Source organism: Eggerthella lenta DSM 2243 (assembly GCF_000024265.1).
Taxonomy (GTDB): Bacteria; Actinomycetota; Coriobacteriia; order Coriobacteriales; family Eggerthellaceae; genus Eggerthella; species Eggerthella lenta.
The window spans coordinates 162,311-175,461 of record NC_013204.1 but is presented as its reverse complement, the minus strand read 5'-3'; the positions used below and the strand labels follow the sequence as shown (position 1 = coordinate 175,461).

The 13,151-nt window shown below is 61.6% G+C and carries 9 protein-coding genes; 2 read left to right on the top strand and 7 right to left on the bottom strand.

Going from position 1 to position 13,151, the window contains the following annotated elements; all coding sequences use genetic code 11:
- Positions 1–197: 197 nt before the first annotated feature.
- The 3 genes from ELEN_RS00680 to ELEN_RS16710 all read right to left on the bottom strand — a co-directional run bounded on the left by ELEN_RS00680 (position 198) and on the right by ELEN_RS16710 (position 4,970).
- Positions 198–1,751, bottom strand: coding sequence for a catalase (locus ELEN_RS00680; RefSeq protein WP_015759826.1), 1,554 nt, complete (start codon positions 1,749–1,751; stop codon positions 198–200).
- Between the two features lie 252 nt (positions 1,752–2,003).
- Positions 2,004–3,335, bottom strand: coding sequence for a DNA-binding protein (locus ELEN_RS00675; RefSeq protein ID WP_009305710.1), 1,332 nt, complete (start codon positions 3,333–3,335; stop codon positions 2,004–2,006).
- Positions 3,336–3,413: 78 nt separating this feature from the next.
- A complete protein-coding gene (locus ELEN_RS16710; protein ID WP_475566288.1) occupies positions 3,414–4,970 on the bottom strand; it encodes a LuxR family transcriptional regulator in 1,557 nt (518 codons plus the stop codon).
- A 292-nt stretch (positions 4,971–5,262) separates the two neighbouring features.
- On the opposite strand from ELEN_RS16710, the gene ELEN_RS00665 reads away from it, so the two are divergent.
- Positions 5,263–6,987 (top strand): FAD-binding protein, encoded by a 1,725-nt coding sequence (locus ELEN_RS00665; RefSeq protein WP_009305708.1) that lies wholly within the window; start codon positions 5,263–5,265, stop codon positions 6,985–6,987.
- 218 nt (positions 6,988–7,205) lie between these two features.
- Here the strand turns inward: ELEN_RS00665 and ELEN_RS00660 are convergent, their stop codons facing one another.
- Positions 7,206–8,699, bottom strand: a complete 1,494-nt coding sequence (locus ELEN_RS00660) for an FAD-dependent oxidoreductase (RefSeq protein WP_009305707.1) — start codon at positions 8,697–8,699, stop codon at positions 7,206–7,208.
- Between the two features lie 316 nt (positions 8,700–9,015).
- Here ELEN_RS00660 and ELEN_RS00655 point away from each other — a divergent pair, with 316 nt between their 5' ends.
- Positions 9,016–10,494 (top strand): helix-turn-helix transcriptional regulator, encoded by a 1,479-nt coding sequence (locus ELEN_RS00655; protein ID WP_009305706.1) that lies wholly within the window; start codon positions 9,016–9,018, stop codon positions 10,492–10,494.
- Positions 10,495–10,728: 234 nt separating this feature from the next.
- Here the strand turns inward: ELEN_RS00655 and ELEN_RS00650 are convergent, their stop codons facing one another.
- The 3 genes from ELEN_RS00650 to ELEN_RS00640 all read right to left on the bottom strand — a co-directional run bounded on the left by ELEN_RS00650 (position 10,729) and on the right by ELEN_RS00640 (position 13,057).
- Positions 10,729–10,998 (bottom strand): ACT domain-containing protein, encoded by a 270-nt coding sequence (locus ELEN_RS00650; protein WP_009305705.1) that lies wholly within the window; start codon positions 10,996–10,998, stop codon positions 10,729–10,731.
- 93 nt (positions 10,999–11,091) lie between these two features.
- Positions 11,092–11,661, bottom strand: coding sequence for a GTP cyclohydrolase I FolE (gene folE, locus ELEN_RS00645; protein ID WP_009305704.1), 570 nt, complete (start codon positions 11,659–11,661; stop codon positions 11,092–11,094).
- 538 nt (positions 11,662–12,199) lie between these two features.
- Positions 12,200–13,057 carry an exodeoxyribonuclease III gene (locus tag ELEN_RS00640; RefSeq protein ID WP_009305703.1) on the bottom strand — a complete coding sequence of 286 codons (858 nt, stop codon included), beginning with the start codon at positions 13,055–13,057 and terminating at the stop codon, positions 12,200–12,202.
- Between the last annotated feature and the right edge of the window lie 94 nt (positions 13,058–13,151).

The window sequence follows — 13,151 nt, the reverse complement described above, 5'->3', positions numbered from 1 at the left end:
AAAAGGAGCATGATAAGAGCAAAGCGTCATGCGCGACACGGCGGAACGCAATCTGTGGCAGACTTGGTTTCCCGCCGGCGATCGCTCGAAACAAAACGGGCCGCTTCTGCAAGAGGGATGAGCAGAAGCGACCGTCAACGGAATAGCTTGGTTAGGTGGCGCCCGAAACATGGCGGGCGCCTTTCAGGCGCGTAGCGCTAGGCGCGCACCTCGCCGCCGATCTTGCGGGCGGGAACCTGCTGGCCGGTGGCGGCCATGCGCTCTTCGTGAGTCATCGCGGCCAGTTCGTGCACGCGCTCAACGTCCACGACCAGCGCTGCGGCCAAACGATCGCCGTACTCGGGATCGGCCTTGTAGCAGTGCGCCGCATGGCGCAGGCGGATGTTCTCGGTCACGCCGTCCATGTTGCGCGCCGTGTTGTCGATGAGGGCAGCGCGCTGATCCTCGCCCATCAGACGATACAGGTCGCCCGGCTGGTAGAACGTGTCGTCGGTGGGGTCGTCGGCGGGATCCCACGCGTCCATCGGTCCGAACAGGTCCAGCGGCGGCTCGGCCGCGTCGGCCTGCTGCTGCCACTGCCCGTAGCTGTTCGGCTCGTAGCCGATGGTGCCGCCGAAGTTGCCGTCGGTGCGCATCATACCGTCGCGATGGAACTCGGCATAGGGGCAGCGCGGCCGGTTCACCGGGATGTGATTGTGGTTCACGCCCAGGCGGTAGCGCTGCGCGTCGCCGTACGCGAACAGGCGGCCCTGCAGCAGCTTGTCGGGCGACAGCCCGATGCCCGGCACGAGGTGCGTCGGCGCGAACGCGGCCTGCTCCACCTCGGCGAAGTAGTTCTCGGGGTTGCGGTTCAGCTCAAGCGTGCCCACCTCGATCAGCGGAAACTCCTTCTGGCTCCACGTCTTCGTGATGTCGAACGGGTTCTCCTTGTAGTTCTTCGCCGTGGCCTCGTCCATGATCTGGACGCAGAAGAGCCAGCTGGGGAACTCGCCGCGCTCGATGGCGTTGAACAGGTCGCGCTGGTGGCTCTCGCGGTCGCCCGCGATGATCTGGCCGGCCTCGGCGTCGGTGAGGTTCTTGATGCCCTGGTTGGTCTTGAGGTGGAACTTCACCCACACGCGCTCGTTGTCCTCGTTTATCAGGCTGAACGTGTGGCTGCCGAAGCCGTGCATGTGCCGGTAACTGGCCGGGATGCCGCGGTCGGACATGACGATGGTCACCTGGTGCAGCGCCTCGGGCAAGCTGGACCAGAAGTCCCAGTTGCTCTGCGCCGAGTGCATGTTGGTGTGCGGATCGCGCTTCACCACGTGGTTGAGGTCGATGAACTTCTTGGGATCGCGCAGGAAGAAGACGGGCGTGTTGTTGCCCACGAGGTCCCAGTTGCCGTCGGGCGTGTAGAACTTCATGGCGAAGCCGCGGATGTCTCGCTCGGCGTCAGCCGCGCCGCGCTCGCCCGCCACGGTGGAGAAGCGGACGAACACCTCGGTCTCGGCGCCCGGCTGAAACACCTTCGCCTTCGTGTACTTGCTGATATCGCCGGTCACCTTGAAGGTGCCGTACGCGCCCGAACCCTTCGCGTGCATGCGTCGCTCGGGGATGACCTCGCGGTCGAAGTGCGCCAGCTTCTCGATCATCCAGTTGTCCTGGAGCATCATGGGGCCGCGCTCGCCCGCGGTCAGCGTATGGTTGTTGTCGGCGACGGGGTTGCCCACCTCGTTCGTGAGCCTTGTGGTGTCGATTCGGTCGGCCATGGTATCGAGCCTTTCCCTTTAGCCGCATTGGCGGCGTTCTGTTTGATGGGGGCTACGATACGGCAATCCGTTTCGAAATGGAATACTAATTGATATTAATTCTCATTAAAGGCACAATTTGACAGTTCGGAGGAGCATCTTCGCTCGGAAAACACGCTCCCGGCGCTGAGGCGTGTTTTTGGAGCGAAGATGCGCCGGAAAGAGGCCATCGTACAAATGCTTCACGTGAAACGCCCCTCACGGCCCCGCCGACTACAGCATCCTTACAATGCGATCGATGCGTTTTTGGACGGCGCAGCAGATATAGTCCACGCGCTCGGCCAACGCGGGATTGTCCGAAAGGATGGCCGAAAGCTCGTCTGCAAACCCTTCGAGCGCAGCCGGATCGAACCACGAGTAGTCGTTCACCAACCGAAGCTGACGGTTGGCGTCTTCGTAGAACGGCTTGGTCGTGAACGAGAAATCGTGCGCTCGCAGGCTTTCGAGCGTCGACGAGCACCAGAGGCTGCCGCCCGTATCGAACAGCGGCGCGATACGGTAGCGCAGCGTTTCCACGTCTCGCACAAGCCCGAAGTTTCGCCAATGCCGATCGGAGTTTCCCAAGATGTCGTCGCACACGATCATCTTGGACAACGCGATCTCGACGTGCTCCGCATCAAGCGCCGAGCAGCATTCCAGGTAGTGTTGGTAATCGTTGCGATGGTTCGGCTGACGCATAGTCTGGCGAACATAGTAGGACGGGATGTACTCTTCGGTGGAGCCGACGAAATTTTCGCAGATGCAGACGGCACCGCCCGCCCGGCTCTCCAAGCGATATTTCACATACTCGTCCGGGGCAAGCAGCCGTGAGTATAGAGCGCTCGCTGCCGCCTCGTTGAACGGCTCCTGGTTGAGAACCGATCCGCCCTTCACCAGCAAGCGCTTCGCACCGTCGCATACCCATTTTTTCGGGAGTTCGCCTTCCGAGGTGTTGTCCGGGGAGTCGAGCCCCACCCCGTCGAGCCAGCCTCTGCCGCTTCGCATCTCGCAGAAATCGTTGTCGAAATAGTTCACGTCCTCCCAGGCGATTTCACAGTTTTCGGGACGAATCCAATACTGATCCGACAAAGACAGCCCAAGGCTCTTGAAGGGAATCCTCGCAGGTGAATCGACGCCCAGCTCGGCCAGCTTCGCGTCGATGCCTTCTCTAGTTCCGGGGATGCAGCGATGCTTCCACCAGAACGACAGCGCGTCTTTCGAGACTTTTCGACCTCGGGGGGAGATCATGCCCAGCGGGGCTCGCGCAGGATCGACGATGTCCCCTGCGTCGACGAACGCACCGGCCGCCTCATCGTAGCGAAACGAAAGCACCTCGTGCGTGCGATTCATCAGCACGTAGCGCCCCACATCCCCTTTGCTGGAACTTGCAGGAGGACGCCCCGCCTTCGGAGCGGCGTTGCGACGCGCTTCCACGCTCTGCTCGTCGATGAGCCATATCCCGCCCACTTTCTCGGCAGCCAGCATGCCGCTGCGGATGAGCTGGTTGACGCGTGCGCGCCCCACGCCAAGGCGCTTGGAAGCATCTTCGACCGTCAAGTTGAACATCGTCGCCTCCGTGCTATCGTTAATACTATATTCTTGTATAGTATTTTATACGATTTGCAATTTGCATAAAATACTATATTAAAAACTAGTATTTTCGACAGGGGAAATCCAATGCAAGAATGTTTCACGTGAAGCATTCCTCTGCGCTGCGGGACATATGGCTAATGGGGCGCGCAGGACCTTTCGCGATGCAAAGTTCGCGTTCGGCAGGAACGTGCTCACGCTTCGATGGACTCCACCAAGTCGATAAGCTCCTGGCGCGAATGAACCCCTGTTTTTGCGAAAATGCTCTTCGTGTGGGTCCGCACGGTGTTCTTCGATATGACCAGCTCTTCGGCCACATACGGCACATCGCGGCCACGGGCAAGGAGGTCGAGACTCGGCCTCGCGACGCGACAGACCGTAACGCTCGACAGCAACCGCGCAGCCTGCAGTCACGGAATCGCCTACAGCTCCGACTACAGGAGCCAGCTTCTCTCCCGAAGCGGCTTTCACGCTACCCGCCTTCCTCCCATGCGGCGCCACCATCGCTACCGACAGCGCGTACACCGCCACCAATGCCACCACGGACAGCTCCGCCAGCCCAACGCCTCGACCCGCGCCCACGAACAAGCCCACGACGGAACCCGCCAGCGAGCTTGCATACACGATGCTGGCGAAGGTGCCGTACACGAGCACGGGAGTGAGCGATTGGTTGCGCGCCGTCCGAGCGCACGACACTACCATGAGCGAAGACGTGACCGAAAACACCAGGAACACGAGGGAGTACACCACCTGGCGAAACGTTCCCTCAAGAAGCGGCAACAGCAGAAACGCCGTCGCCGTAAGCGGAAACAGAATCTGATACAAACGCATGAGCGTAACGCGCTCGTACAAGAACCTCCAAGTTGCCAGCAGCGCGACCGAAGCGGCAAGCAGCCCGATCATGTTGCTTTCATTCGTTTGCCCTATCGACCCGCCACCCGAGGCCGAACCGACGCGCACGATACCCACAATGAACGCGGAGAAAGCGACGCAGAGCAAAGGGCGCCACAACTCGGAAACCGCTTCGCGGCACCGATCGCGCCGCTGATCGGGAACCGTGTCGAACATGGGATGCACCTTCGGAGCGCATTTCCATGCAGCACAGGTTAGCGCCACCGCCGCGCCGACGAACACGAACAGCGACATCCACGGTACTGCATCGGCGGGCAAAACCTCAACAGCGAAAAACAGCAACGCCGAAATCCCAGCGGCGGCAAACACGACGATACCGGCCGTGAACACCTTTTGCGCAGCCACGATTTCCTGCAAGGCGCCGAACATGATCCCGCTTCCCCATCCGAAGCACGCGCCCACCACGACAAGCGACCACTCGGACGAAACCACGCCGCCATGCTGCAAGGCAACCAGCAGCGAACCCGCAAGAAAAAACCCCAGCGCCAGTATCGGAGAACGCCACAGCCGAGCCTTCGGCCAATAGAAGGCGGCCAAGCCGGAAACCGCAAGCGAGAGAGGCAGGGTCGCGCTTCGCACGAAATACTCGAGCATGAAAGAGCCCGGATCCACCTGCCCGGTCAGAAACCGCACATACCCTCCCCACAGCGTCACCGAGGTGCACGCCAGGAAGAACCCGTAGGCGAGCGCGGCCAGCACCTGCTCTCGCTTCATGTTTTTCAGAATGAATCTCATGGATCCGCACCTCCCCTCCGCGCGCGAACAGCATGCGCTCGAACTTCCGCGCCAGCTGTCCGCGCGCCCATTGTACCGCACCCCTCGACCTCCTTAGCGGACGCTCGCGACGTCCGACCTTCTGGACGAAAAACCACCTAGGCTGGGTGAGGCCTTGTTTTCCCTGATCGATTAGGCTGCGATCAGTCCAAGGCGCAAACAGCGCCCGCAAGGCAAGCAGCGCCTTGGTGAGATAAGCTAGGAAAGGGAGTTCATCATGGAGGGAAATCTGAACCGTCGCAGCTTCGTCAAAGGGGCGGCATTGAGCGCTGCAGGCCTCATTGCGGGAGGCGCGCTGGCCGCATGCTCGCCCGCAGCAGGAACATCCGAAAGCAAGTCCGACTCCGCCCAAACGACGGGCGCGAACAACGCCGAACAGCGGTGGAGCTTCGAGATCGCGCCCGATCCTATCGGCGACGACCTCGTCACCGAAACGGTTGAAACCGATGTCGTGGTGGTGGGAGGCGGCATGAGCGGTCTGGTCGCAGCTGCATCATGCGCTGAAAACGGATTGAAGGTGACGCTCATCAGCGCGTCGAAGGCTCCTGTGAGCCGCGGCGGATCCAACAACGGCGTGTATTCGAAGGTCATGGAAGAGATGGGCATCCCCCGCATGGATCCCACGTGGTTCTACCGCAAGGAGTACCTCGCCAACGGCGGCAACTTCAAACCGGCTCTGTGGTACAAGTTCTACAACAACTCCGAGGAGGCCATCAACTGGATCATCGACATCGCGGCCAAGGCCGGCATCAAGACCACCATCGAGTCGGGTCCGGAATACAAAGAAGGCGACCCGATGTTCACCCCGCCCGCAGCTCACGCGTTCTACGTTGACGACAGCGAGCTGAAAGGCTCCATCGGAAACGGCGAAGGGCATATCGCTGCGGAGATGGGGAGGTACGTGACCAAAGACCTGGGAGTAGACGTGCGCTGGAACGTCAAAGGCGAGCAGCTGGTTCGCGGCGGCGTTGCCAACGGCAAGGAAGGTCGCGTGGACGCGATCATCGCGTCCGATGCCGACGGCGCCTACACCAAATACGTCGGCACCAAAGCCGTCATCATGGCAACCGGCGACTTCTCCCATGACAAGGATATGATGGAGCGCTATTGCCCCCAGGCCGTCGAGCTGTGCGATTTCACAACCGACATCAACTACGATCAGGGCATTTGGATGGGCGGGCTCATGCCCGGAGACGGCCACAAAATGGAGCTTTGGGTGGGCGGCGCCTGGCAAAAGGAGCCCAACAACATCATGCTCGGCCGCCCCAACCTTCCCGGCGACCAACCTTACACGAGCCACACCGGCCTCATGGTGGACAACATGGGACAGCGCTTCATGAACGAGGACGCGTTGGGAGGCCTCGCCTGCGCGACCATCATGCATTTGTCCGAGAAGACCGCCTATTGCATCTGGGGCGCTAATCGCGCCGAAGCAGGTGGGCCCTGGGGCGCCATCAACTACCCTCACGGCGAATACTTCACGACGGAAGAGGTTATCGAACGCTGGGATACGGATGCCGACGGCTTCGGCATCGTCAAGGCAGACACGCGCGAAGAGGTCATCTCGAAGCTCGGCTTGCCGGCGGCGACTATCGACACCGTCGAGCGCTACAACAAGATGTGCGAAGCAGGCGTGGACACTGATTTCTACAAGACCGCCGACAAGCTCATCTCCATTGGGGCAGACGACGGTCCCTTCTACGGCGCATCCTTCTCTCCCGGCTTCCTGACTTCTCTGGGCGGCCTGCGCACCGACAGCGATCTTCGGGTGCTCGACGAGAACGACCAGCCGATCGAAGGCCTGTTCAACGCCGGATGCATGATCGGCAACTTCTACTCCGGCACCTACACGTTCGCGATGGAAGGCATGAACTACGGAGCCACCTGCATTACGCTGCCCTACGTTTTGGGCAAGGATCTAGGTTCTGGCAAGCTCAACTAACCCGTACGCACCCCTCCTCCCGAAGCGCGTCGACCGGGTCCCGCTGGATCGGGTCGACGCGCTTTGCTGCGTGCGTTCGACGGCGCCCGTGCGAAAAGGCTTGCCGTTTCTGGCAGGTTTCGGCCGAAAGCGAGGCAACGCTGCGCACGCGAAAAAAATGCGGGTGCAACGCGCTTGCGCCGCACCCGCATCAGGGAGGGGATGAAGGAGGAAAGGGTCTAGGCTTTCAGGTACGCCGCCGCGCTCTGGGCGCCGATGCGACCCCACGTGAAGCAGTTGGAAAGCGTGAATCCCATGTAGGCGGAGTTGCAGCTAGCCTCGCCGCCCACGAACAGGCCCGGCATCACTTCGCCATCAGCACGGATGACCTCGCCCTGCTCGGTGCGAGCCACGCCGCCGTACGTGATGATCTCGCACGGCACGACGGGCACGGCCAGGAAAGGAGCCTCCAGCTTGGCCGTGGGGAAGCCGCCGATCTCGCGGTCCACGCCCGAGTCCACCGCAGCGTTGTAGGCCTCGATGGTCTCGGCAAGCGCTGCGGCATCCACGCCCATGTTGGCCGCGAGCTCAGTCGCATCGGCACCCTTGATGTATTCGAGTCCTTCGCCGCGCTTCACTTTGCCGCCGGCTGCTGCCACCGTGGCCTCGTCGGAGATCTCCCATACGTAGCCCATGCCGTCGCGATGGATCTTGTCGAAAATGGGGCCGTTCAGGTTCTGGCTCATGAAGCCTTTTTTGCCCTCGTCGACGAAGCGCTTGCCGTCGGCGCCCACCAAGATCATGTTGGGAAGGTTCGTGAAACCGTTGAGGTTAGCGCTGGCCGAGGTGCCGTTGTGCTCGCTCATGATGGTGTAGTCCTTCACCACGCACATCATGTCGTTGGTGTGCGACAGGAGCGCGCCTGCGTTCGAAGCGGCCACCAGGCCCTCGCCCTCGCAATTCGGGTGCCCGATGCCGAACGTACCCGCCTTCTCGGGATCGAAGCGCGCCGCCAGCTCGGCGTTGTAGGCGTAGCCGCCGGTGGCGATCATGATAGCGCGCGCCTTGATACGCTGCGTCTTTCCCTTCGCCTCGACCACCGCGCCTTCCGTCTTGCCCTCGGCGTCCAGCAGAACCTCCACCAGCTTCGTGCCCTTCTGGATCTCCACGCCCAGCTGGTCCAGGCAGGCGGTGAAAGCCGCGACGAAACCGCCGCCCGCGCCGTCGACGTTATGCATCATTTGCAGGGGGCCGTAGTAGATGTCGATCTGATCCGTGAACTTGACGCCCACGCGGTCGATCAGCCAGTCGATGGTCTTGCCGCTGTTCTCCACCGTGATCTTAGTGAGCGCCGGGTCAAGATGATACGACGCGTTGTTCATCAGGTTCGCATACATCGCGTCGTAGGTGAGCTCGACGCCCTGCGACTTCTGCAGCTGGGTATCCCAACCGGCGATCATGCCCTGGGACATGGCCGTAGTGCCGCCGATCTGGTCACCCTTTTCGATGATCAGCACGTTCTCCACGCCATTGTCCTTGGCTTCGACCGCGCACGCCATGCCGGCGCCGCCGCAGCCGCACACCAGCAGGTCGACCTCGGCATCCCAGGTGCCCTCGGAACCCGTGGGCTTGTCGCCTTGCGGAGCGCAGCCCGCAAGCGCGCCCAATGCGAGCGCTGCGCCGCCCAGCGCCGCACCGCCGATGAAGTTGCGCCGTGAAATTCCTTCGTTCATGACATCCCTCCTGTTGCTCGGGCCGAACCGCCGCTCCTGCGGGCACAATGCCCTCCCCTGGCGACCGTTCAGTTTCGATTGCTATCCTTGTCGTCGGAGCTCTTCCCGCCCTACTTGACGACCCGCTCAGCATAGGCCGGAGAACAGGCGCGACGCATCTCCCATTCTGGGTCGAATCGGCGACTCGACCCCTCCCTCATTTTGGGTTGAATTGCCTCCAACAGGGCTTTTTTGCACGAACAGGGGTTGGCAGAGAGACGATACTATCGGACAATGAGCGCAGATTCGGCGACGTATCGAGGGGAGGGGTCGGCCGATGGATGTTTCGCGCTTCGACAAGCGCCGTCTGTTCGTCGCGTGCTGCGCGCTTGGATTCGCCTCGTTCAAAGTCGCCCAGTCGTCCCTATACTCCACGGCCATGCTGACGTCGGAAACGACCACCGTCCTCATAGCGGGATTGGACTTCAGCATCGCGTCGGCGGCTTTCGTCGTCCTCACGGAAGCGGTCATCGTCGCGCTGGCCCTGCTTGGTCGGCTGCCCAGGCTATCCATGCCAGTGATCGCGCCCTCGTTGGTGCTGGCGGCCACCGCGGTGTTGTCGTACAGCGGCGCTCTCTCGTCCGTCGATCCAGTAGTCTCGCTGATGGCGCTTGCTTTCGCGCAGGGAACCGCCACGGTCATGCTCACGTTGGCTTGGGTAGAAATCATGACGGAAATGGAGCCCACCATCAGCATGAAGACGCTGGCCTCGTCGATGCTGCTGGCCGCCGCGGTCACTTTGGCCTTGCAGAACAGCCCTTCGCTGGTCATGCTTCCCTGCGTCGTTGCGACGCTAGTGGCGAGCGCACTGCTCTATCGACGCGCGAAAGGCATAGCGGGCAACGCGCTTGCCAGCGGCAAGACGATGGGAGGCGACGAGGCGGCGGCGGGTGCGGAGCAGAAGAGGGATCGAACCTCCCTGCGACCGTACCTTCGGGGATTCGTGTCCATCGGGGAAGGCCTGCTGTCGCTGCTGGTGCTCGGATGCGTCGTGGGCATCATCAACGGATTCATGGTGGTGCAGCACTACGACTTCGACGGCTCGTCTTTGGCATCGGCGATGGGCATCGCCGCAGCCTCGATGGCGTTCTTCGTCATGGCGTACGGCTTTCCGAAGACGTTCAGCGCCTCCCGCGCCTATCGCGCGCTCTTCCCCCTGCTCACCGGCGTGCTGATCATTTGGCCGTTCGCGAACTTCCAGTACAGCTACTTCGTGGGCGCGGCGTTCGTCGCCGGCCACAGCCTGATCTCCACCAGCGTGATGTACCTCATCATTCGCGAAGCGCACGAAAGCGATTTGAACCCGTATGCGTTCATGGGTGCGTCGGTGCTGCTGATCAGGCTTGCATCGGTGTCGGGGATCGTAGGCGGCACGGTTATCGCGGGGCTCGATCTCAACCCGTCGTTCAAGACGATGCTGGTGTTCTGCATCGCGTTGTACCTGCTTTCCATCGTCCTGCTATTCATGCTGCGCATCAGGAAGCGCTCGGAACGCGAGCAACGGCCGGCCGCGTCCGGCGAGCCCGTCCGAGGCGAAGACGCATTCGACGCCAAAGGCACCGAAGTGACGGTTCGGCATGGCCTGACGGACCGCGAATCGGAAATCCTCCTGCTGCTGGCTCGCGGCAGGAGCTCCACCTATATCGGCGAGGCTCTGTACCTGTCTCCCAACACCGTGCGAGGACATATCAAGAACATCTACGCGAAGCTGGGCGTACACTCCAAGCAGGAGATAATCGATCTGTTCACCGCTTGACCTTCACGAAAATGTCCTAAAAGGAATCTGTTCCCTTTTAGGACATCCGTAGCGTCGAAGCATCTTCGACCGTCAAGTTGAACATCGCGTTCGCGTGCACCAAAAAGCGCGTCGAACAGCCGGTAGAACCGCCCGCCTCGCTCCATCCCTAACATCCAAAGGCCGCCTTTCGCTATAGAGCCCTAGCCGATGCCCACGAAAACGCCCCAGATGGGAATTGCCCCTTTTAGGACGTTAGATCTTGTACATCATCTGGAAGACGTCTTCGCGCTGGACGATGATTTGGACACCCAGGGATTCGCCCACAGCTTCCAGCTTCTCCTGCACCGTGTTGAAGTCGGCCACCTCGGGATTGAGCGTGGTCAGCATGGTCATCGAGAAGATGTCGTCCAGGATGGTCTGGCTGATGTCGTCGATGTTCGCGCCGCACTCGGCAAGCGCGGTGGCAACCTCCGCGACGATGCCGCTGCGGTCCTTGCCCAGAACGGAGACTACACACTTCATTGGCTGGTTCCTTTCCTTGCCTGCTGCGCTACCTGATTGCGAACGAATGTTTCACGTGAAACATTCGCGATGGCCCTTTCGGGGGGGGGCGCCCTAGTTCCGTCGCGCGAAGATGAGCGACAGTGCCTCGGCGCGCGTCGCCTGGCTTTTCTCGAAGGCGCCGCGCACGGCGCTGGTGGTGGTGGTCGTGCCGGGCTTCTTCACACCGCGCATGCTCATGCACATGTGCTCGGCCTCCAAAACCACGATCACGCCCTGCGGGTGCAGCTGTTCGATCAGCGTGTCGGCGATTTGCGAGGTCAGACGTTCCTGCACTTGCGGTCGTTTCGCGAAAGCATCCACCAGGCGCGCGAGCTTCGACAATCCGCAGATGCGTCCATCGGATGCCGGAATGTACGCCACATGCGCCACGCCGAAAAACGGCGCGAGATGATGCTCGCACATGGAATAGAAGGGGATGTCGCGCACGAGAACCATTTCCTCGTGGTGCTCGTCGAACGTGGTTTCGAAATGCTGCGCCGGATCCTCGGTGAGGCCCGCGAACACCTCCTCGTACATCTTCGCCACGCGCTCGGGAGTTTTGACCAGGCCCTCGCGGCCGGGATCCTCGCCCACGCCTTCGAGGATCAGCCGCACGCCCTCTTCGATTTTCGCTCTATCCATAACCGTCTTTCTGCCGTCATACAACGAGAAGCATCATACCATGAGCGCTCTTTCCGCTGCGGCACACGCCACAGGGACTCTAGATGACGCGGCGTCTGCGAACGCCGTTGCAGAACCGCTTGCCGCGCGCCCCGTCATTCGCGACGTCAAGATCGGCAAGCTCCCCGCCGCCTCGAGAGACAAGGATCCTTCGGACAGTCAGCTTCTTGGAAAACGGAGAACGGGAAGCGGGGGAAGAGGGGGCGGGGCGGGGCGGGGGGACGGGGGGGGGAGCGGGGGCGGGGCGGAGGATGACGGAGAAATCGAAGCTCGGCGGCAGAAACGGGGCGGTTTGGTAATCTCCCGCCTGCCTTCCGACCCGAATTTCCAAGGACCGAACGCAGCATCCTGCATATCCCCAGGTGAAGAAGAGCCGAGAGATATCCCACGGTTTTCATAGGATTACCAAACTCCCCCGCTTTTACCATACGGAAGCATTTTCGGCGTCACCGGCCGCAGCTCGAACGCCCCAGACGGAGCATTCGAGCTGCAAGCGATCCTACAGCTCCAGCTCTATCCCCACGGGGCAGTGGTCGCTGCCGTAGACTTCGTCGTAGATGCAGGCGCTTTGGATCTTCGGAGCCAACTCGTCGCTGACCAGGAAGTAGTCGATGCGCCACCCCGCGTTCGTCTGGCGCGCTTTGAAGCGGTAGCTCCACCACGAGTACGCGCCCGTCACGTCAGGATGCAGGTGGCGGAACGAGTCGACGAACCCGACCTCCAGCAAGTCGGTGAACTTGCCGCGCTCCTCGTCCGAGAAACCGGCCTTGCCGCGGTTCGGGCCCGGGTTTTTGAGATCGATCTCCTGGTGAGCCACGTTGAAGTCGCCGCACATGACGACGGGCTTCGGGTCGGCCGTCTCGCCCGGCTGCGTCAGCGGGAGCTCGGAAATGGCCACGTGCCCCTCGCCCAACGCCGGCCGCTCCACCGGCACGCCGGCGGGCAGCACGCCTTCTTCGAGTCCCTTGCAGAAGTCGCGGAACGCGTCGTCCCACTCCATGCGATGGTCGATGCGCGCCAGCTCGTTCTGCGCGTTCGGCGTGTACACGTCCACGAACCAGAATTTCGGGAACTCCAGCGCCACGATGCGCCCCTCGGTATCCAGGTGCGGGAAGCCCAGGCCGTGCAGCGCCTGCAGCGGCTGCTCTTTGCAGAATATAGCCGTGCCGGAGTAACCCTTCTTCTCGGCATAGCTCCAGTACTCGCGGTACTGCGGCAGGTCGAGCGTGGCCTGGCCCTCTTGCAGCTTCGTTTCCTGCAAGGCAACGATGTCGGCGTCCAGCTCGCACACGATGTCTTCGAAGCCTTTTTTCAGCACGGCGCGCAAGCCGTTCACGTTCCACGAGACGAAGCGCATATAGTTCCTTTCCCGATTCGCCAACGACTCGGTCATTATACCGCGCAGATCACCAACACGGATGACGGGCGGAATGAGGCAAAGGGGAGGGGTT